At 57.0% G+C, this 19,907-nt stretch carries 18 protein-coding genes; 5 read left to right on the forward strand and 13 right to left on the reverse strand.

Annotation, left to right across the window (positions count from 1 at the left end; translation table 11 throughout):
* Nucleotides 1–11 precede the first annotated feature (11 nt).
* The 3 genes from KQX66_RS25290 to KQX66_RS25300 form a co-directional block, all read right to left on the reverse strand.
* Complete coding sequence (locus tag KQX66_RS25290; RefSeq protein WP_216795570.1) at nucleotides 12–641, reverse strand: XTP/dITP diphosphatase; 630 nt, start codon at nucleotides 639–641, stop codon at nucleotides 12–14.
* Nucleotides 625–1,383: a ribonuclease PH gene (rph, locus tag KQX66_RS25295; protein ID WP_216795571.1), complete on the reverse strand. Its 759-nt coding sequence runs from the start codon at nucleotides 1,381–1,383 to the stop codon at nucleotides 625–627. The genes KQX66_RS25290 and rph overlap by 17 nt, the downstream gene beginning before the upstream one ends.
* Nucleotides 1,384–1,535: 152 nt before the next feature.
* Entirely contained in the window at nucleotides 1,536–2,576 is a 1,041-nt protein-coding gene (locus tag KQX66_RS25300) for a GerMN domain-containing protein (RefSeq protein ID WP_216795572.1), read from the reverse strand.
* A gap of 196 nt (nucleotides 2,577–2,772) precedes the next feature.
* On the opposite strand from KQX66_RS25300, the gene KQX66_RS25305 reads away from it, so the two are divergent.
* Nucleotides 2,773–3,645 carry a sensor domain-containing diguanylate cyclase gene (locus tag KQX66_RS25305; RefSeq protein WP_216795573.1) on the forward strand — a complete coding sequence of 291 codons (873 nt, stop codon included), beginning with the start codon at nucleotides 2,773–2,775 and terminating at the stop codon, nucleotides 3,643–3,645.
* A 10-nt stretch (nucleotides 3,646–3,655) separates the two neighbouring features.
* Nucleotides 3,656–4,171: a phosphatidylglycerophosphatase A family protein gene (locus KQX66_RS25310; RefSeq protein ID WP_216795574.1), complete on the forward strand. Its 516-nt coding sequence runs from the start codon at nucleotides 3,656–3,658 to the stop codon at nucleotides 4,169–4,171.
* A gap of 76 nt (nucleotides 4,172–4,247) precedes the next feature.
* Here KQX66_RS25310 and KQX66_RS25315 read toward each other — a convergent pair whose 3' ends face one another.
* The 4 genes from KQX66_RS25315 to KQX66_RS25330 form a co-directional block, all read right to left on the reverse strand.
* Entirely contained in the window at nucleotides 4,248–4,871 is a 624-nt protein-coding gene (locus KQX66_RS25315; RefSeq protein ID WP_216795575.1) for a hypothetical protein, read from the reverse strand.
* A gap of 2 nt (nucleotides 4,872–4,873) precedes the next feature.
* Nucleotides 4,874–5,950, reverse strand: coding sequence for a Ger(x)C family spore germination C-terminal domain-containing protein (locus tag KQX66_RS25320; protein WP_216795576.1), 1,077 nt, complete (start codon nucleotides 5,948–5,950; stop codon nucleotides 4,874–4,876).
* A 219-nt stretch (nucleotides 5,951–6,169) separates the two neighbouring features.
* The gene (locus KQX66_RS25325) at nucleotides 6,170–7,171 is read right to left on the reverse strand and encodes an MBL fold metallo-hydrolase (protein ID WP_216795577.1); all 1,002 of its coding nucleotides are present in this window, start codon (nucleotides 7,169–7,171) and stop codon (nucleotides 6,170–6,172) included.
* Nucleotide 7,172: 1 nt separating this feature from the next.
* The gene (locus KQX66_RS25330) at nucleotides 7,173–7,910 is read right to left on the reverse strand and encodes a class I SAM-dependent methyltransferase (protein WP_216795578.1); all 738 of its coding nucleotides are present in this window, start codon (nucleotides 7,908–7,910) and stop codon (nucleotides 7,173–7,175) included.
* Between the two features lie 213 nt (nucleotides 7,911–8,123).
* Here KQX66_RS25330 and KQX66_RS25335 point away from each other — a divergent pair, with 213 nt between their 5' ends.
* Complete coding sequence (locus KQX66_RS25335; RefSeq protein ID WP_216795579.1) at nucleotides 8,124–9,332, forward strand: ROK family transcriptional regulator; 1,209 nt, start codon at nucleotides 8,124–8,126, stop codon at nucleotides 9,330–9,332.
* Between the two features lie 644 nt (nucleotides 9,333–9,976).
* On the opposite strand, the gene KQX66_RS25340 is transcribed toward KQX66_RS25335, so the two are convergent.
* From KQX66_RS25340 to KQX66_RS25350, 3 genes are all read right to left on the reverse strand, one after another.
* Nucleotides 9,977–11,149, reverse strand: coding sequence for a DNA sulfur modification protein DndB (locus tag KQX66_RS25340; protein ID WP_216795580.1), 1,173 nt, complete (start codon nucleotides 11,147–11,149; stop codon nucleotides 9,977–9,979).
* Nucleotides 11,149–12,324: a DNA sulfur modification protein DndB gene (locus tag KQX66_RS25345; protein WP_216795581.1), complete on the reverse strand. Its 1,176-nt coding sequence runs from the start codon at nucleotides 12,322–12,324 to the stop codon at nucleotides 11,149–11,151. The genes KQX66_RS25340 and KQX66_RS25345 overlap by 1 nt, the downstream gene beginning before the upstream one ends.
* A gap of 250 nt (nucleotides 12,325–12,574) precedes the next feature.
* Entirely contained in the window at nucleotides 12,575–13,327 is a 753-nt protein-coding gene (locus tag KQX66_RS25350; protein ID WP_308647274.1) for a YqjF family protein, read from the reverse strand.
* A 376-nt stretch (nucleotides 13,328–13,703) separates the two neighbouring features.
* Between KQX66_RS25350 and KQX66_RS25355 the strand changes: the two genes are divergently transcribed.
* A complete protein-coding gene (locus tag KQX66_RS25355; protein ID WP_216795582.1) occupies nucleotides 13,704–15,377 on the forward strand; it encodes a glycerol-3-phosphate dehydrogenase/oxidase in 1,674 nt (557 codons plus the stop codon).
* A 21-nt stretch (nucleotides 15,378–15,398) separates the two neighbouring features.
* On the opposite strand, the gene KQX66_RS25360 is transcribed toward KQX66_RS25355, so the two are convergent.
* Together KQX66_RS25360 and KQX66_RS25365 are read right to left on the reverse strand one after the other, a co-directional pair.
* Nucleotides 15,399–16,001 carry a glycerol-3-phosphate responsive antiterminator gene (locus KQX66_RS25360; RefSeq protein ID WP_216795583.1) on the reverse strand — a complete coding sequence of 201 codons (603 nt, stop codon included), beginning with the start codon at nucleotides 15,999–16,001 and terminating at the stop codon, nucleotides 15,399–15,401.
* Entirely contained in the window at nucleotides 15,998–16,885 is an 888-nt protein-coding gene (locus KQX66_RS25365; protein ID WP_216795584.1) for an alpha/beta hydrolase family protein, read from the reverse strand. Before KQX66_RS25365 ends, KQX66_RS25360 begins: the two co-directional genes overlap by 4 nt.
* Nucleotides 16,886–17,160: 275 nt before the next feature.
* Between KQX66_RS25365 and KQX66_RS25370 the strand changes: the two genes are divergently transcribed.
* A complete protein-coding gene (locus KQX66_RS25370) occupies nucleotides 17,161–18,834 on the forward strand; it encodes a ribonuclease J (RefSeq protein WP_216795585.1) in 1,674 nt (557 codons plus the stop codon).
* 80 nt (nucleotides 18,835–18,914) lie between these two features.
* On the opposite strand, the gene KQX66_RS25375 is transcribed toward KQX66_RS25370, so the two are convergent.
* Nucleotides 18,915–19,907, reverse strand: a complete 993-nt coding sequence (locus KQX66_RS25375) for a TolB family protein (protein WP_216795586.1) — start codon at nucleotides 19,905–19,907, stop codon at nucleotides 18,915–18,917.

The raw sequence follows: 19,907 nt of genomic DNA on the forward strand, positions 1-19,907 counted from the left end.
ATACGGCTTCCTTAGGCCAGAAAATCCCACAATTTGCGGATGGCCTGCCCCCGATGGCTGAGCGCATTTTTCTCTTCGAGCGTCAGCTCCGCCAGCGTCCGGCCGAGCTGCGGGACGTAAAACAACGGATCATACCCGAAGCCCCCGCTGCCTCGCGGCTCGCGGATGATGACGCCCTCGCACGTCCCTTCGACTTCGGCAAGCGGCGTTCCTTCCGCATCCACGAGCGCAATGGCGCTGACGAAACGGGCGGGGCTGAGCGCTTCGGGATGAGCCGCATCATCCGGCCGGGGCAGCGGCTCCAGCTTGTCCAGCTCGCCGACGAGCTTGCGGTTATTCGCCGCGTCGTCCTTCGGCTCGCCCGCGTAGCGGGCGGAGTACACCCCCGGCGCGCCGTTCAGACGATCCACACATAAGCCGGAGTCGTCCGCAACCGCAGGAACGCCGAGCCGCCGGGCCACCGCTCTGGCTTTGATCAAGGCGTTCGCCGCAAAGGTATCTCCGTCCTCGACGATATCCGGGATCTCCGGGTAATCGAGCAGGCTTTTGACCGCGATGCCCTTCTCCCGGAACATCTTCTCGAATTCCTTGAGTTTACCGGCGTTTGTCGTCGCGATAACGACCTCAGCTCCGAGCCGCATGGGATGCCCCCGTAATGCGTTCGGCAATCGGTCCGAGCGCCAGCGCCTGCTCCCGAATCATGCCCTGGATGCCCGTTTCGGCCAGCGCCAGCAGCGCGTCAAGCTCTTGCCTGGAAAACGGGGCTTCTTCGCCGGTTCCTTGCACCTCGACGAATTTGCCTTGGCCCGTCATCACCACGTTCATATCGACCTTCGCTTTCGAATCCTCTTCGTAGTTCAGGTCCAGACACGGCTGCTCCTGAATGATGCCCACGCTTACGGAACCGAGAAAATCGGTGATCGGGAACCGGCTCAAATTCCGCTCCCGCACGATCTTATCCATCGCGATCGCCATAGCGACAAATGCGCCGGTAATCGACGTCGTCCGGGTGCCGCCGTCCGCCTGAATCACGTCGCAGTCCAGCGTAATGGAACGCTCTCCCAGCGCTTCCAAATCGACGACGGAACGCAGCGCCCGTCCGATCAGCCGCTGAATTTCCATCGTACGCCCGCCGAGCTTGCCTTTGGCCGCTTCGCGCTGATTGCGGACCGAAGTCGCCCGGGGCAGCATCGAATATTCGGCCGTCACCCATCCTTTGCCCTGCCCTTTCATAAATGGCGGAACCCGTTCCTCCACCGTCGCCGTGCAGATGACCCGCGTATCTCCCACTTCGATCAGCACCGAGCCTTCGGCGTGTTTATTGTAATTGGTCGTAATTTTCACAGGACGTGCCTGATCGACCTTTCTCCCGTCGCTTCTCATTTAAGTCTCATTTCCTCCTTTTGGGCTTTCACGTTCCCATTGTACCAGAGCGCCTCAGGAAAACCAAACGGGCCTCCGGAAACGAAAAAGCGCTCCTTCCGGAAGCGGGCCGCACAGGAAGGAGCGTTCGATTATGAGGCATCGCGCCAGAGCTACAGCTTCAGCTGATTCACGGTTTGAGGCCGGGATACGGGCTTCGCGTAGCTTTGATTATCGGTCGCGTTTACTTTGGCATCACCGTTCACGAGAATTTGCACTTTGGCGGCTGCGTTCGTATTTTCCGTGAGCGACAGGACGACCGCTTTCAACGCTTCGGCAGGCGCCTTTTTATCCGGGCCAAGCATTTTGTCCGAGAAATTGACGGTAATCAAGTCGTCCGTTTTGTCCACTTTGAGCAGCTCGGCTCCCGGAGCCATGACGGCAACCAGACCTTTCTTCTGATCCGGTCCGGCAATAAGCTGCCGGATGACCGCTTCCGAAACGTTGTCCGTTCTTGGGACGAGCCGGGTGACGGGCACGTAATAGCTGTAATTTTCCTGATTCTGATTTAGAAAATACAGCGTAACCGGCGTCGATTGTCCGTACTCCACGCTTTCCGGCTTCTCCACATTGATTCCGATCGCCCGGGTCAGCGGTTCGTCCAGCGGCGTGCCGCCGACCGGCATTTCTTTCAACGGCTTGCCCTCGACGCGGAGCTGTACTTTCTCTACTGAAGGAAAGCCCGTCAAGGTCCAGGTGACGGCTTCCATAATTTTTCTTTCGTCCTGCAGGTTATAATCCGTAAACATTTTGGAAAAATCAACGATAGCCAGCTTTTGATCTTCCACGATGTTAATGCCTTTAATTTCGGTACCTTTGGGAAGGAGGCTTGTAAATCCGGCCGGCAGACGTCCTTGTACCGGACCGCCGTCCACCATGTATTCCAGCGCCTTGCGGGCGGCGCCTTGGGTCTTCTCGACTTGAACGGCAATCGGAGCGACGAATCCTTTTTCATCCTTGGCGTAAACCGTCACCTGCATCGGATTGGCAACCGTCTGGGACACTTTGCCGCTTGTGGCCATGGCGTCCGCTCCGGCCGGCGGAGGATCGATTTGCTGCGACTGTTCCTTCTTTCCCAAAGGCGAGCAGCCGGAGGCAAGCAGAGCGACCATTCCGACAGCGGCGACCCATCGTATCCATTTGTATTGTTTCATTGCGTGTTCCTCCTTGGTATTGGGTGTTGTCCGTTTTTACTTTTATGTATACGGGCGGCAGACAAGTTTATGACACCAATTTGTCCGATTGGGAGGAAGATTGGTTTTATGGTACTTTGGACGGATATATCCTTGATTTATACGGTACTAAAAGCCTATAATATAGATGTGTTTTTCCAAAAAGAGGTGATTTTCCATGGAAAACCGTCTTCATGATTTCGTGCCTGACGACCTATACCGGGCCGTTGTGCTTCAATCTCCGGATTGGCTGTGGGTACTCGACGAGACCGGTTCGCCGGTCGGCTTGTCCCCGGAGCCCAACTACGGCTTGGCCTTGTTCCGCTGGGTATACGAAACCGATCTCCTCCCGCTGCATCAGGCATGCCGCCGGCTGCTTCAAGAGCGCGAACCGTTCACGATGACGTTTCGGGCCGTGCTGCCGGACGGAGCTCTCGTTTGGCTTGAAGGACAAGGATATCCGTTAGCATGCGAGTCTTCGGGATGGCAGGCCGCCTTGGCAGCCAAAGACATCACGGCATTCAAAAAGCAGGAGGAACGGCTGACCCGTCTGGCTTATTACGATCCGTTGACTCAACTGCCGAACCGCAGGCTGTTCCAAGACCGTTTTATACAATCGCTGCATTTGGCGAAGCGCTACCACCATAAGCTGGCCGTCATTTACCTGGACCTCGATGATTTTAAACGCATTAACGATACATACGGCCATGCGACCGGCGACGAGCTGCTGACCATGGCCGCTTCCCGTCTCTCGCATTCCATCCGGGAACCGGATACGGTCTGCCGGATGGGCGGCGACGAGTTCGTCGTGCTGGTGCAGCAGTTTGAGCACCGCGAGGATGTTGCCAAGATCGTCGGCAGAATCGCGCAGACGCTGAACCAGCCTTTTGAGCTGAACGGCCAAACGATGAGCATTACGAGCAGCATCGGCGTTTCCTGCTATCCCGAGGACGGGCATGATATCGACACGCTGCTCCAGTGTGCCGATACGGCGATGTACGCATCAAAACAGCAAGGCAAAAACCACTTCCGGTTTTTCTCGGATTCCTAAGGAGGCCTCTATGAGCTACAGCTTGAACAGCAAGCAGGTTGCCGAAGCTTCGGCCTTGTGGCTGACGAAGCGCGGCGTCACCATGGAAGATATGGCGGAGCTTACTTATTTTCTGCAAAAAGATTATTACTCGAACCTGACGATGGACGAGTGTCGGGAAAGCCTGGAGCAGGTTCTCGGCAAACGGGAAGTGCAGAATGCCATTTTGACGGGGATTCAGCTCGACGTGCTGGCCGAGGAGGGCAAGCTGCTGTCTCCGCTTCAGGAAATGATCGAAAACGACGAGGGGCTGTACGGCTGCGACGAAATCCTGGCTCTGTCCATCGTCAATGTGTACGGCAGCATAGGGCTCACCAACTTTGGATATATAGACAAAATCAAGCCGGGGCTGGTCGGGCGGCTGAACGATAAGAGCGGTGAGCACAAGCATACGTTCCTCGACGATATCGTCGGCGCTATCGCGGCGTCCGCCAGCAGCCGTATCGCCCACCGCAAGCAGAAGGAGAAGGAAAGTACGCAGACGTAATGGAAAACGGCGCTTCTCCGAGGAGAGCGCCGTTTTTTTTACTGTGAATCCGTTCCTAATGCGTTGCCTTTGCCGCTTATTTCAATGTCGCAAGCGATTCGGCTACGGTTTGCAGGTCTGCTTGGGACAGCTTGTCCGAGCTAAGAGCAATATAAGTTTTATCCAGTTTCAGGTGCAGGCTCTTTTGGCCGTCAGCCGTAATCCATTGGCCTGTCCCGTTGCGGAGCTTGACCTCCTGCTTCGATTCCACTTTGCCGGTCGGCTTGATCTCTTCCGGCGATTCCAGGATCGTCATCTTGTAATATTTCAACGTCAGCAGCTTGGCGCTGGTGCCCATCTGATCGATCTTATCGTCCGAGGCTCCCCGCTCCGGCAAATAATGCGTCGGAACGCCGGCGGTTTTGGCCGCCGTGGCGGCGGTCGTCCGCTCTAATTCGGTGTATTGAAGCTGACCGATTTTGATAGGAGCTTCTTCCGGCGGCTTGGCTGCCTCCCCGCCTTGACCCGTCTGACCCGGCGGCGTTGTCTGTCCTGGCGGGGTCGTTTGTCCCGGCGGTGTCGTCTGCTCCGTCGGAGTGGGATCCGGGGTTTTCGGCGGCTGGGCCGCCTCTTTCTTGCAAGCTGTCAGCGTCACGGTGAGAATCAGTGCGGACAACAGAGCCGCCGTTCTCATCCATTGTGCGTGTTTTTTTGTTTTCATCGTCAAGCACCTCCGTCGAATGTAACCCTAACCTGCAGATCGATTCGAGCGCGGGTGAGAGCGTCACGCCAGCGGTCCTGGTTCCACACGCCAGGATATTGCTGCCGCACGGACTCCCCCAAGCGCAGCGGATCGGAGCGCAGGTCTTGAAGCAACCGGATCAATTCCGTTCCTTGCCGCTGCAGGTTCGATGCCCAACTATCGGCGGTAACGGATGGTCCGCCGGGCGAAGCCGCCACCCGCATCACCATGTTCAGCCGGGGCTGTTTCAAATCGCCGTTGCTCGCAATTTCAGCCCGGCAAGTTATATTACGCAGCAGCGGGGAATCGGTAACAAACCTCGTCTCATCCGAAGACCATTCGAGCTTCGGCAGACCGTAACCCCCCATCATGCAAGCGAGCAGATTGCTTTGGGACGAGGTCAACTCGGCCACAAGCTCCTGTTTCTTAAACAAAAGCGCCCGGGTTGAAACACCCGATCCACTGGGAATATTGTCCATTGCGGCCGGACTTGCGGGCAAGTAGGGGAGGACCACATCGTCCTCGTACGCGCTCCCCGCGAAGCGGAGCGGGTCTGCGGTCCAGCCTCCTTCCCGGAGCCGCGCAATGCCGCCGTTCATCGTGTCCGGGCTGCTGACGAACCGTTCGGCCGTCCCTTCCACCACCGCCACAAGCGGTCTGCGGCCCTGCTTCACGCCGAGCATCCGGATCTGCCTCGTCCACGAGGCGGGGAAGCCGTGCGAACGCGCCCAGGCTTCCCCGATCGCCACAAGCTCCGGCGGCCGGTGCCGCTCCCATCGGTAAGCCGCAGCCTGGAACGAAACAAACGACTGCATCCGCGGGCCGGTATTGGAGTAAGACTGCACCGGCTGTCCGGACGCAGGCGGGCCATAGCCTGTCGTTACTCGAAGGCCGCCGGGGCCTTCGTCAATGCCGGCGGCTACGAGCCGCGCTTCCTCCGATTGCAACGCGCGAGGCTCGGCATCCGTCAAGCGGACGCACCCCGCCGCGGGCAGCAGGCAAGCCACAGCAAGCAGCATCGATACGGCCCGGTTCATCAAGATTCGCTTTATGTTCAAAGGAAGCCGCCTCCAATTGAAAAAAATAGTCCGATAACCGTTAACGAAAACGCGTTACAGATCATCTACTATTCCCCAATGGATTCCTTTTTATTCCAGATCTTGCTCTGCCATTGCGCTCCTAAGTCAAAAAGCGGCCGACTCCGTTCGAAAAACGGAGTCATGCCGCCTGGCAGCCGGTCGGTCGAAACCGGCGAAAACCGGCGAATTGGAATAGTACTACGCTTGCGCTTGCCGGTAAAATACAAGCCCCTCGCGCATGCTTTCGGTCAGCTTGCCGGCTTCGCGCAGCCAGATCAGGTGCGCAATCGTTTCCGACAGCGCAAAGCGCAGCTGGTGCAGGCTGAGCCGCTCCCCGAAGGTCGCCCGGCAGACGTGATATGCCGTGGCCGGCTCCGCAAGCTTCAACCGCATCGCCTCCAGACGCTCCGCATGATGGGCGATCAGCTCGTCGGCCCTCTGCTGCAGATGGCCGAAAGGCTCCCGGTGACCGGGAAAAGCGAGCTTCACCTCATAGCGGCGAATTGCTTCCAGGCTGGCCAAATAGCTGGCAAGCGGGTTCTCGTCGATCCCTCCGGGCAAGTAGCTGACGTTCGGGGATATTTGCGGAAGCACGTGATCCCCGCAAAACATAACGGCCGTCTCCGCCCGGTAAAAGCACAAATGCCCTGCGGCATGCCCCGGCGTCTCGATCGCTTCGTATTCCTCGCGGCCGAGCCTTACGCGCTCCCCGGCTTCCACGACGGTGACTACCGGCTGCGGCGAAACGGACGCGACAAAGCCTTGCAAATGCTCCTCCATCGGCTTCACCAGCTCCTCGGGCAGCCCTTCCCGCCGGAAAAGCCCGATGATCTGCTGCGTCATCGGCTGCCCGTCTCCCCAGAGCAAGCGCGTCTGTTCAAGCCCGCTCCGCGACAGTAGCACGGGCGCGCCGGTGCGTTCCTGAAACCATCCGGCCAGCCCGTAATGGTCCGGGTGATGATGTGTCAGCACGATGCGGTCGATGTCGGAGTAGCCGAGCCCAAGCTCCGCAAGCGCCGACGTCCAGACAGCTTCGGCCGCCTCCGTCCGCAACCCCGGGTCGATCAGCGTCCAGCCGCTCTCCCCCGGCAGCAAATAGCTGTTCACCCAGCGCAGCGGAAACGGCAGCGGCACTTTGATCTGGAGCACGTCGCCGTGCTTCGTCACGCTACCTTGGCGGCTTGATGGCGATCCATCCATATTACGCGTCCCTCCTGCCGACAAAGATCATTCGCTTCGATCGGTCGGGCTCGTAAGCCGAAGCGTCGTAATCGCCGTAAATGGCGTCGATTTTCAGCCCTGCCAGCTCCAGCATGTCCAGGAAACGTTCCCGTCCGATCAGCTTCACCTGCTCCTCGTAGACCCGCTCACCTGATCCGCTTCCATCCTGCAGCACGATCGTTTTGCGCACGAATCCGTCCTCGATCCGGCGCTTCTCATCGATATGGATTCCTTCGACGGTTCTAACCGAGTGCGGCACCAAATGCGCCGCCACGTAGGCCGGATTCAAATAATCGATAATGAACCGCCCGCCCGGCGCGAGCAGACGGTACATTTCCCGCAGCACCTGCTCGTTGTCCCGATCGCCGGAAAAATAACCGAACGACGTAAACAAGTTGACGATCGCATCGAACTGATCGGTTATCGGCACGCTGCGCATATCCCCATGGACCCAGCGCACTTCGCCTGCGGTATCCAGCTTTCTCGCTTCCGCCAGCAGCACCTCCGACAAATCCATTCCGGTAACCCGAAAACCGAATCCGTTCAGCGCCATCGAATGCCGCCCCATGCCACAGCACAGATCAAGGACCTCCGCTCCCTCGGGCAGCTCCAGCCATTCCATCATCCGGCGCACTTCCTCATATGCGCCTTGCATATCGCGATGCTTATAGACGAGCAGATAATCCCGTCCGAAGCTTTTTTCGAACCATTCGGTCATTTCGCTTTCGTCCCTTCTATCCCAAGCTTGCCTAGACAAACTAAGCCCTATTTTACCAGAAGGTCCCGCCTGAACGCACGCTTTTGTTCGAATCTGCCGTTTGCGCTGAAGCCGGGCTTCGTTTTTCTCTAGGAACGATAGCCGACTGCCGGGGACTGTAGTATAATTAACGGTTGAAAACGAAAAAGACTCTTCTGGCAACGGAGGAAAAAGATGACAACCGACATTGAACAGCGCATTGCCGGGCGTAAGCATAAAGAAATTTTCGAGCAAATCCGCAAGCAGGGAACGGTCTCCAAGATCGATCTGCTGGAAAAAAGCGGGCTGACGGGCAGTACCTTAACCCGTACGTTGGAGGAATTAACGGCCCAAGGGGTTATTGCGGAGGCCGGCTTCGGCGAATCGACCGGGGGGCGCAGGCCGATTTTGTATACGGTGAATCCCGATTATGCCTATGTGTTCGGATTGGATATATCGCGGATGTATTCCAAGCTTATTCTATTCGACCTGCAGTTGAGCAAGCTGGACAGCAAGCGCTGGGTCATGACGGAGGATGTCACTCCCGAGGTGCTGCTGGAAGAAATTGTGGCCGAGGCCCGCGCCATGCTGGAGCGCCGTTCCCTTCCGGCCGACAAGGTGCTCGGGATGGGCATCGGGGCCGTCGGACCGCTGGACCGGGCTTCCGGCATGCTGCTGGAGCCGCTTCATTTCGCCGCCGCCGGCTGGAAAAATGTCAGCGTCACCGGCTTCCTGGAAAGCCGCCTCGGCTTTCCGGTACTGCTCGATAACGGAGCGAATACAGCGCTCATCGGCGAATCGTGGTCTGACCGGGAGCGCGATTACCGCCATTTGCTGTACGTTCACGTCGGCGTCGGCTTGCGTTCGGCCATGATGACGAACGGGCAAGTCGTCTACGGGGCGGTGGATATGGAAGGGTCGATCGGCCAAATGATCATCCAAACGGACGGCCCCCGGCTGTGGAATCATGGCAACTTCGGCTCGCTCGAATCGTACGCTTCCATTCATGCACTGGAGCAGCAAGCGCAAGCCCGGCTCAAGCAAGGCCGCGACAGCCTGCTGCTCCGTCTGGAACCCGACCCGGAGAAGATCGGGTTCGCCCATCTCCAGCAGGCGCTGCAGGCCGGCGATCCGCTCACGGTCGAGCTGTTTACGCAGGCCGCCACTTATTTCGGCATCGGGCTGTCCAACCTGCTTAACATTTTGCATCCGGAGAAGGTCATTCTGGGCGGCGCCTTGATCGGCGGCCATACCGGCTTCTTCCATACCGCGACACGCGTCGCGATTCAAAGAACGTACTATTATCCCAAATATCAGGTAGTGTTCAGCCAAGGCTCACTCGGCGAAGAGGCGCTCGCCACCGGGGCGGCGCTGCTGATCGTGAACAAGCTGAGCGCGGTATAATCGGGCGGGGCCGGGTACCCAAGGCAGGGTACGTGACATGATACCGACAGCGAGGAGTCGGGAGCCGTGAACCGGGGACGAGGGAACACGTACCGATGGGGGTCGCCGGGGGACGTTGGCAAGTGCCGGCGACCAAGTGCTGGCGGCCAGACCCCGGACCGCCAAGAGCGGCTGGCAAGGGGCTGAGCGGATGTCCTGGACTTTCACCAAAATTAGCGGAACTGCACGTACCCTATGCCTCCAGAATTGGCCTGGAATTTCAAAATAGCGAATCTGTGGTGCGCTAACAGCCCTATTTCAGGGGATATGAACATTTTTCGACACGACTAGAGAACCTGGGTTCCGCTAACCCCGATACAACGTTTAAAATCCTCGCTTAACGCACCTTGCCGGGTACTCTGACTCAAAAGATGCTCAAACACTTTAATAAAACTAACCTCACCGGCGAAAAATGGCATCTCGTACGGGTAGCTCCCCGCTCTATCAACTATTCCGTCCTGCTACCCATTCCCCCGTCTTTACTCAACTGTTCCCCTGCCTATCTACTCGTCACTTCGTCTCTTATCCTCAACGGACATATCAAAAAGGCGCCCCCGCAATGCAATGCAGGGACGCCTAATTTTAAGTTTCCGATTCAAACTTCCTTAAGCCGACGCTTCGCCTTCCTCGACCGGATCACCGTGCAGCTCCTGGAACAACTGAACGAGCTTTCCGTGCTTGCGCAGCGATTTTTCGTGAATCAGGTTCAGCTTGCCGTTGTCCAGCACTCCGAAGCGTTCGATCAACTGCTCGTTCTCGTGCGTCCAATCGAAGCCTTCGAAGATGTTCAGACAGTTAGTCCAGTTCTTCGTATACTTGCCGTCCGTGAACAAATGACGGTGCGCATACAGCGCGACGCTTTCCTGCATGGCGCGGGACGCCGAAGTGTACTGCGGCAGCCCCGGCTGCTCCGGCATAAGAGGAATCAGCGTGCTGTAGAACTGGTGCAAAATCTCGATGTACGTGGACGGGTCCTGCTTGATCCGGCGCGCCAGCTCGTAGGACGGCTGCATTTTGCCGGTAAACAGCATCGTCGCGGTCGAGTACATCCAGCTGAACGAAGTAAAGTTTTTGTTGTAGGCCGTCAGATTGGCCCGACGCTCTACGCCCGCGGACTTCAAGAAGACGTTGTGGTCCACGACCTGCTGAATGACGACGTTGAGCGGATCGATCGAGTCGAACGAATGACCGAGCTCTTTGCTGACGAGCTGCACCTTGGAGTTGATATCCCCGAACAGCTGCTTCTCTTCTTCCTCGCTCAGCCCGATGTAGATTTGCACCGCCAGCTCGCTTTCCATCAGCTCCAGACGGCGGCGTTCGAGCTGCTCAACCTGGCCTTCCAGCTGCTCCAGCTCGCTTGCGATCTCCGCATTGTCCGGCGCTTTCCGGTGCTTGATTTTCATGGCGGCCACTTTCTTGTCCAGGCTGCGCGCTTCTTTAAGCATTTGCTCGTTCACGTAGCCGAGAGCGAGAATGCGGTGCTGGCCGTCCAGAATGCTCAGCTTCGAGCCGGGACGAAGGTACAGGCCGTTCTGCACCTTAGCCAGGCTGCTTACGTCGCGCAAGCTTAAGGTGACCGGACCGAAAAAGACGCGGTCGAGCTCGCGCTCCTGCAAGTAGTTGGAAATTTTGCGACGTTGTCCCCCGCTCAGCTTCCGCTGCACCATCGGATCGATGGTGGTGTAGTTCAGCAGATCCTGCACTTGTATCGCAACCGTTGCGAGTCCGAACCGATCGCAAAACGGATGTATGGTCATTTGCAAATTTAAACCGTCCATTAACCGACGTCCTCCTTAGAGCTATCTCCCGGAAAAGCTTGCTGCCCCATCGAATCGTCGCGGATCAGGAACATGTGGTGCTCCACGTAAAAATCTTTGACGAACTGATACGCTTTTACGATGCGCGAGCGTCTTGGCAAACGGTCTTTCTCGTCCCCGCTGTAAATGGCGCTCCAGTCGATATGCGGCAAAATTTTGAGCGCGTAATCGAGCGCGTATTTGTTGAACGTGCCGGTTTTCGTCACTTCGTCGTGGAAGAACATCGCCAGCGCGATCTGCAGGTTTTCCGTCCAGCAGAGCTCGCCCTTTTCCGGCTCCGGCAAGTATTTGAGCAGGCATTCGAAATAGAGCGCCGCCAGCTTCAAGTGCTCTTCGATCTCTTTTTCCTCAAAATAGTACCCGTTGTTGCGCGCCGCCGACTTGAGCCGTCCTTCGAACAAGCCGATCAAAATTTCGATCAGCAGGTGGTAGGAGAACAAATACTCCGGCCCTTTGCCCCGCTCCGTGAACATGTCGACAGGCAGATTCTTCATCACAGGCGCATCTTCCACCAGCCTGGAGGCCAGTACGTGATAGAACCGGCGCTGCTCGCGGAGAACGGCCAGGTTCCCGCCGATTTTGCGCGGAAGCTTGTTGATATCGGAGAACAGCTGCCGCTCCTGACGCGCGTTGATGTCCAGGTAGATCATGGTGGACATCGGGAAAGCGTACAGCTTGCTCAGCTTCGCGCTGATTTCCTCCATACGGTCGTACTCCCGGCGGTCTTTCGCCCGGGCCATCGCGCCCTGCAGCGTTTCCATCAGGCGGCGGAAAGCGGCAAGCCGGTGCTGGCCGTCCACGACGTACAGCTTCTCGATCGCCTGCAAACGGTAGACCTGCGCCTGCGCATCATACTCTCCCGCGCCACGGGCCGAGAGGATGATACCCGGAAAATAAATGCCTTGTCCGTGATCCAGATAGAGCATGATATAATCCATCATCTTGGACAAGTTTTGCGGAACGATGGAGCGCTGAACCTCCAAATCCACTTCGTAGATGGCGAACAGCTTGCTCATCGGAAGCGTGGTCGAAAGCGTAGTCTGTCCGAACGTCCGGGACATCGCCCCGGGGATTTCGATATACGATGACGCTTTCTGCTCCGCCAGCAGCTCCGACAGAGATGAAATTTGATCCATAACCGTTTTCCTCCTTGGCTTACCTCGCGTAAAGCTATATGCATATAGTTTACTATAATAGGTTCATATAATTCCATTATACACCGAAAAGACACGAAACATTCAGGATATTGGCAAAATATGCGTCTTTTTTTTCGTTTTCCGAGCTTGCTTTTTTGAAAAAGAGCAAAATAAGGAAAGCCGACACTTCGGGAAGAAACGTATCGGCCGGTTACAGAGCTATGATGGATTCGTCCCGAACGGACGCGGGCTAAGGCATTCGGTCAGCGGCCTTCAGAAGCGGCCATATGCGCACTTCAAGAGCTTCCGCATAATGAAAAATCGGGGGAACGGCCGGTACGAACGGAAGGCCGTTGCCCGTCAGCATCGTATTCTCGTAAAGCTCGGCTTCCGCCTTCTGCAGCGGCCAGGGCCGATGATGGATGTCGCAGCGCAAGACGTCCCGACTCCCGTTTAAGGTATATAAGCAGTAGCGTTCGGTCAGCCAATACTCCAGCGATCCCGGCTGGGCCGTATACGGCGCCGACACGGGCCGGTAACGCGCGGCAAAGGCGGGGCCCCCCTGTCGGCGCTCACTCCGGTAAAACACGGTTTCGTTCTGCACGGTTACGCCCATATCGGCCCGGTAGTACGGAAGATGGTACAGCCATCTAGCCAGCTTGACGGCAAGCGTATGCGCCGCATCGAGGCTGAAAAAATAGACGCCGGGCTTGTCATGGAGCATGACGTACGTCCTGACGTTAAGCTCCGGAAACCGGCTCGTTCCCGGAATCGGCGGCAAGCCGCGCAGCCGGATATCCGTCATCCGGAAAGGGACGACGGCCAGCCACGCGCTGCCCTCGAAGGTATCCAGCGGCAGCTCCTTCGGCATGTAAGCGCGAAGCTCCTCCGCCGGAACGGGCCAATGGGCAAACAACAGATTGCGCCAAGTCTGCTTCATGATCCACGGCAGCGCAGGCAGCGGCCATGGGCGGTGCGCGGTATCGAAACGGTCAGGCTCCACGTCCGGGTCCCCCTTGATTCCATATCATGAACGAGTACTGACCCGCGAATCGCCGGTAGGGCCGGCTGAGACGACCCCGCGCTTGCTGCGGGCCTCATTTGACTATTTAACCGAGCAATATATATTAGGAAAAAGGTTGCAAAGGGAATCTATCATACGCCCGATTTCGCTGTCAAGGTTGATCCGAAGCCGGTCTCGTGCTATGATAAAGTTAACAAGTTAATCAGGTCAGAGATCAAGAGAAGACCGTGAGCAAGCTCTTCAGGAGCGCGTGTGCGATTAAGCGACGTGCCGACGTAGAGTTGTTTCACGTCTTCTCTTTTTTGCTTTTTCCCGGAACCGGGCGGCCGCATATTTCGAAAGGGGATCGATACACATGACAAAACAGGCGCAATTTTCAGCGGAACACCGACAAGAACAGCTTCGGGAGATGGCCGGAGCCCCGCTCGATCTGCTGGTCATCGGCGGAGGCATTACCGGAGCAGGTATCGCGCTCGACGCGCAAACCCAGGGTCTAAAAACCGGACTGGTCGAGATGCAGGACTTCGGCGCAGGCACGTCGAGCCGTTCCACGAAGCTGATTCACGGCGGCTTGCGTTACTTGAAGCAGCTCGAATTCAAGCTGGTGGCCGAGGTCGGCAAAGAGCGGGCCATCGTCTACGAGAACGCTCCGCACGTCACGACGCCGGAGTGGATGCTGCTGCCGATTATCGAAGGCGGCACCTACGGCAAGCTGGCGACCTCCGTCGGGCTGATGATGTACGACTCGCTGGCGGGCGTCAAGCGGAGCGAGCGCCGGATCATGCTGTCCAAAGCCGAAACGCTGCGGCGCGAGCCTCTGCTCCGCGAAGACAAGCTGAAGGGCGGCGGGTATTACGTCGAGTACCGTACGGACGACGCCCGGCTGACGATTGAAACGATGAAAGCTGCTGCGGACCGCGGCGCTTTGGCGGTCAACTATGCGAAGGTGGAAGAGCTGCTCTATGAAGGCGGGAAGCTGAAGGGCGTGCGCGTCGTCGACATGCTGAGCGGCGAAACGTATGACATCTTTGCCCGCAAAATCGTCAATGCGGCCGGACCTTGGGTCGATACGATCCGGGAAAAGGACGGTTCGAAGCAGGGCAAGCGTCTGCACCTGACCAAAGGCGTGCACCTTGTCATCGATGGCGGGCGGTTCCCGCTCAAGCAGGCGATTTACTTCGATACGCCGGACGGCCGCATGGTGTTCGCCATTCCGCGCGACGGCAAAACGTATGTCGGCACCACCGACACGAACTACAGCGGCGATATCGTCCATCCGCGGATGACGACGGCCGACCGCGATTATATTTTGACGGCGGCGAACTTCATGTTCCCGAGCCTCAAGCTGACGGCAGCCGATGTCGAGTCCAGCTGGTCCGGACTGCGTCCGCTCATTCACGAAGACGGCAAATCGCCTTCGGAGCTGTCGCGGAAAGATGAAATCTTCATCGCCCCTTCGGGTCTCATTACCATTGCCGGCGGCAAGCTGACCGGCTACCGCAAAATGGCGGAGCGCATCGTCAACCTGGTCACGGGCCAGCTCCAAGAGCAAGGCGGCGCTTCGTATCCGGGCTGTACGACGGACCGGATCAAGCTGTCCGGCGGGAATGTCGGTGGCTCCGCGCAATTCAAGGCGTTCGCGGAAGCGAAAGTACGTGACGGCGAAGCGCTTGGCTTGACGAAGCGTCAAGCCGAGTCGATCGTGCAGCGCTACGGCTCCAACGCGGACCGCGTCTTCCAGCGCTGCACGAAGCTGCGCGAAGAAGCGGAGCAAATCGGCCTGCCGGTGGACGTGCTGGCTTCGCTCGCCTACGGCATCGATGAGGAAATGGTCGCGACACCGCAGGACTTTTTCGTCCGCCGTACCGGCGCGGTGTACTTCGACATCGCTTGGGCGCAGCGCTGGAAGCAGCCGGCGACGGCTTACATGGCGAAGCGCTTCGGCTGGACGCCGGAGGTCGCGGAGGAGCATCTGCGCCGACTGGACGTGCTGCTGCACGATGCGGCGACGCCTGCCGCTTCCGAGTAATCGCCCGGTCCCGGCGAGCCGTTATACCGGCGCATAGGCGTCCCACAGCTCCCTGCGGGAGGTGGTGACGGCTACTGCGCCGGAGCCAAGCGCAAGCTCGACATCCTCGTTCGTCCGGATCAAGCCGCCGGCCAGAATCGGAATGTCGAGCTTGCTGTGCATCTCGGCGATAATATGCGGCATTACGCCCGGCATCACTTCAATGTAGTCGGGCGTCACTTTCTCCGACAGCCGGTAGGTCGTGTCGAGCGCAATCGAGTCAAGCAGGAAGTGCCGCTGAATGCCGAGCACTTTATGCTTCTTCGCCGTCGCTACGGCGCTGCTTCGGGTGGAGATAATGCCCGCCGGCCGCACGGATTGGCATAAAAATTCGATGGCGTAATCATCGTTTTTCAGGCCATGAATCAAATCCACATGCACCAGCAGCTGCTTCTTATGCTGCCGGACAAGGTGCGCGACGCTCATCAGCTGCGACACATGGCTGTCCAGCAGAACGATCCAGACATAGGAGGATGCGAGCAAATGCTCCAAATCCTTCAGCTTGCGTACGGCGGGAAGAATGCGCTGTCCGTAAAAATCCGACGGAGCCGGGACCGATGTCCCGGCTTTTCGTTCTGCGTTCAAACCTCCCTGCCCCTTTCGCCGGTACCGCGCATCCGGTCGTCCAGAAAACGCAAAGTCGCTTCGAGCGCTTCCTCCAGATGCGGGGTCGTTCCGGCAAACGGGTGAACCGCGCCGAACGTATGCGTCCCCCCTGCAATCGTCACGAACGTTTGGTCCGGAGCGGCCTCGCGCAGCCTGCGGAAGCCCTCCTTCAGCCGATCGGAATCCGCGTCGCCCTGCACGGACAGCACCGGAGTCTTCAGCTCGGCGAGCCGCGCTGTAATATCGAAGCGCTCCGCATTTTGCTTCAAGTCATCGTAGAACGTTTGCCGAATCGGCATGTTCTGCCCTGTCCGCGCGTTCGCCACGTAGGCGACGCCGCTCCGGGCGAGTTCTTCCTTGAACGCGTCGTCGAACAAGTCGGCCGAAGCGATGCCGTTCCACGTGACGACGGCCTGCACGTCCGGATGCTCCGCGGCAAACACAATGCTGTTTCCGCCCCCGCGGCTGTGGCCGAGCAAGACAAGCCGGCCGGTATCCGCCCGCTCCGCAAAGGGCAGCCGTTTCTCCTGCAGCAGCTCCCATACGACCGCCAGATCCGCCTGCTCGCGGGAGTACGTGTTTGCGGCGAATTTGTCCAGCTCGTCGAAATCCCGCTCGTTCACTCCGTTGCAAGAAAAATTAAACCTCACAACGTAATATCCGCGGCGGGCCAGCTCGGCGGCGGCATAAGGCTGAAAGCCCCAATCCATGAAGCTTTTAAAGCCGTGCACCATGATCACGACGGGCAGCGCCCCTCCGTCTGCTATCTCCTGTACCGTTACTTCACCCCGAAGGGTCAGCCCGGCGTCAATCGGCTGCTCGAAACGCCGCTTTTGCAATCCGGATGCTTGCTGCTCGCTCATAAGAATTCCTCCTTGAATACGTGGAATGATATCGAATAACGGCTGATGTACAACCTTCCGTCTTTTGTGCCGCGCCTGGCTGTATTTCCTTTCCATTGTATCAAAAGCGGCGGCATTTGCCATGATCTCTTTGTCCCGCAGCATGTTCTGGTTCCGAGTTCGTCCAACATTTACTTTTTTTCCGAGAGTTGTGTTATAATAAAAGCAAGTGACTGGTTCGGATCTTTTGAGTTTGATTTGTATGTTCGTCGTCAATTCCATCGAGGAGGTCTAACTTGGCTGGTTCAGAAAAAAAGTTGTCCATTTTTGCCTTGGGCGGCGTAGGCGAAATTGGCAAAAACATGTATGTAGTACAATACGCAGACGACATTGTTGTCATTGATTGCGGTTCGAAATTCCCGGATGTGGAGCTGCCCGGCATCGATATTATCGTACCGGATATCTCCTATCTGATCGAGAACCGGAATAAAGTCAGGGCGCTCGTCATTACGCACGGTCATGAGGATCATATTGGCGGACTGCCTTATATCCTCAAGCAGCTCAACATGCCCGTCTATACGAGCAAACTGACGATGGGACTTATTGAAGGAAAATTAAAAGAACACGGGATTCTGGGCTCGACGGAACGGGTGTTAATTCACGCGGATTCCGTATTAAAGTTCGGATCAATTGTCGCTTCGTTCTTCAAGACGAATCACAGCATCCCGGACAGCCTTGGGGTCGTGCTTGATACCCCTGAAGGCGCAGTCGTTCACACCGGCGATTTTAAATTCGACCAAACGCCCGTTAACGGCCAATATGCGGACCTTCACCGCATGTCGGATATCGGCAAAAAAGGCGTCCTCGCCCTGCTGTCCGAGAGCACGAATGCGGAGCGTCCAGGGTTCACCCCTTCGGAAAAAAGCGTCGGCGTCAATCTTGAAGATGTATTCCGGACTGCACGCCAGCGCGTGATCGTGTCCACCTTTGCCTCCAACGTGCACAGGCTTCAGCAGGTCATCGAAGCGGGTATCGCTTCGAACCGGAAGCTGGTCGTCATCGGACGCAGCATGGTCAATATGATTACCATCGCCTCCGAGCTCGGTTATCTGAACATTCCGGACGGCATGCTGATCGAGCCGAATGAAGTGAATAAATATGCGGCCGACCGTATCGTTATTCTGTGTACGGGCAGTCAGGGCGAGCCGATGTCGGCGCTGACCCGGATGGCCCGCTCGAACCACAAGCAGGTGGAAATTCTCCCCGGGGACACGGTCATCATCTCGGCCACGCCCATTCCGGGGAACGAAAGAAATATCGGACGGACGGTCGACGAGCTGTTCCGTCTTGGAGCCCATGTCATCTACGGCTCCGGCTCGCTGACGGGCATGCATGTTTCCGGACATGCCAGCCAGGAAGAATTGAAGCTGATGATCAATCTGATGCGTCCGAAATTTTTCATCCCGATTCACGGGGAATACCGGATGCTTCGTCAGCACAGTACGCTGGCGCAAGCGGTCGGCGTCGACCCGGCCAACATCTTCATCGTCGACAACGGCGAAGTCGTTGAAATTCAGAACGGCGCAGCCCGCAAACGCGGAAAAGTTCCGGCAGGCAATACCCTCATCGACGGCTTAGGCGTCGGTGACGTCGGAAATATCGTCCTGCGAGACCGCAAGCATTTGTCTCAGGACGGCATCCTGATTGTTGTCGTTTCGATCAGCAAGCAGGAAGGCACGATCCTCTCCGGACCTGACATCATCTCCCGCGGCTTCGTCTACGTCCGCGAATCGGAAGGCTTGCTCGACGATGCAAGCCGCATAGTGTCCAATACTATCAACAAATTAACTCACGAGAATGAGAACCAATGGTCTACGATAAAATCAAATGTAAAAGATGCGCTTGGACGATTCTTATATGAGCGAACCAGAAGAAAACCGATGATTCTTCCGATTATTATGGAAGTTTGATCGAACCAAACCAACCAGTCCACTTACAACGAGCAAATACCCTCTCCCCTTTGCGGGATGAGGGTATTTTTTGTCATGGATTATTCGTCGAGCTTCGTCGTTTCCTGGGTATCCGTCTGGACAAGCTCACCATGGGCTGCGCTGTTCGTTATCTTCGTGTAAGAAATTTGACCATCATCCTTCCACTTCGGAAAATGGTAATCGACGGTTTCCGTGCCTTGCTTTACGATCTGCTCCTTACCCGTGCGAAGATCCAACACGATAATACTTATGCGGCCTCCTTCAACATAGTGGTCTTTAACCGAGGGGAGTTTCTCCGAACCACGAGCATACAGCAGTCTGGAATTGTCGGGTGAGAAAGAGATTTGGCCTGCGCCTATGTAGCTTACTTCCAAAATAATTTGACCGCTTGCCGGATCAACGAGCTGCCCCGTACGGATCGGAGAAGTACCCGAATCGACCATCAGCCATTTACTGTTCGGCGACCAAATGACATGACCGACTCTGGAAGCAATCCCTATGATTTCCTTGGGCTGCGCTTCGTCTATATTCCAGAGAAAATGGGTTTCGTTCTTCTCCTTGGTAAAAAAGACGAATTGCCTGTCGGGAGATGGAGTAATATCGTGATTGCCTTTATCTGCCTCCAAACGTTCGATGACCGTCTCATCGTAGATCTTCCCTTTGAACTCGCTTAACTTGACAAGCTTGCGCTTGGGCCGCTTCCCCTTCTCGGTTTGAATCAGCTTGCCGGCCGGATCGTTTTTGTCGCTCTTTTTGAGGATAAAATCTCCGGTCAGCAGATTGATGTCTTCTTCCTCCCCTTGATAAACATCCATCGTATGGTAGCTTCCGCCCGTATAGCCTATCAAAACCCAGTCCCGATCCCGGTATTGAAAACGGTACTTCGAATACCACCGTTCGCTTGACCCTCCGTGAAAGCTCACCAGAACCGTATTATTGTTTACAGACAAGTCGTCCAACGGTTCTCCATAGACGCCCCCGCAGTCTTTACACAAAATGGCTTCTTTGGCGTAGATCGATTGTTCGTAAGCTCCTGCGGCGTTTCCAAACAA

Origin of the sequence: Paenibacillus oleatilyticus, from assembly GCF_018998565.1 — a bacterium.
In the GTDB taxonomy this organism is placed as follows: domain Bacteria; phylum Bacillota; class Bacilli; order Paenibacillales; family NBRC-103111; genus Paenibacillus_G; species Paenibacillus_G oleatilyticus.

What these genes read in the sequence shown, in the direction of transcription:
- KQX66_RS25290 (WP_216795570.1), bottom strand. Translation starts at nt 641, where the DNA reads ATGCGGCTCGGAGCTGAGGTCGTTATCGCGACGACAAACGCCGGTAAA.
- rph (WP_216795571.1), bottom strand. Translation starts at nt 1,383, where the DNA reads ATGAGAAGCGACGGGAGAAAGGTCGATCAGGCACGTCCTGTGAAAATT.
- KQX66_RS25300 (WP_216795572.1), bottom strand. Translation starts at nt 2,576, where the DNA reads ATGAAACAATACAAATGGATACGATGGGTCGCCGCTGTCGGAATGGTC.
- KQX66_RS25305 (WP_216795573.1), top strand. Translation starts at nt 2,773, where the DNA reads ATGGAAAACCGTCTTCATGATTTCGTGCCTGACGACCTATACCGGGCC.
- KQX66_RS25310 (WP_216795574.1), top strand. Translation starts at nt 3,656, where the DNA reads ATGAGCTACAGCTTGAACAGCAAGCAGGTTGCCGAAGCTTCGGCCTTG.
- KQX66_RS25315 (WP_216795575.1), bottom strand. Translation starts at nt 4,871, where the DNA reads ATGAAAACAAAAAAACACGCACAATGGATGAGAACGGCGGCTCTGTTG.
- KQX66_RS25325 (WP_216795577.1), bottom strand. Translation starts at nt 7,171, where the DNA reads ATGGATGGATCGCCATCAAGCCGCCAAGGTAGCGTGACGAAGCACGGC.
- KQX66_RS25330 (WP_216795578.1), bottom strand. Translation starts at nt 7,910, where the DNA reads ATGACCGAATGGTTCGAAAAAAGCTTCGGACGGGATTATCTGCTCGTC.
- KQX66_RS25335 (WP_216795579.1), top strand. Translation starts at nt 8,124, where the DNA reads ATGACAACCGACATTGAACAGCGCATTGCCGGGCGTAAGCATAAAGAA.
- KQX66_RS25340 (WP_216795580.1), bottom strand. Translation starts at nt 11,149, where the DNA reads ATGGACGGTTTAAATTTGCAAATGACCATACATCCGTTTTGCGATCGG.
- KQX66_RS25345 (WP_216795581.1), bottom strand. Translation starts at nt 12,324, where the DNA reads ATGGATCAAATTTCATCTCTGTCGGAGCTGCTGGCGGAGCAGAAAGCG.
- KQX66_RS25355 (WP_216795582.1), top strand. Translation starts at nt 13,704, where the DNA reads ATGACAAAACAGGCGCAATTTTCAGCGGAACACCGACAAGAACAGCTT.
- KQX66_RS25365 (WP_216795584.1), bottom strand. Translation starts at nt 16,885, where the DNA reads ATGAGCGAGCAGCAAGCATCCGGATTGCAAAAGCGGCGTTTCGAGCAG.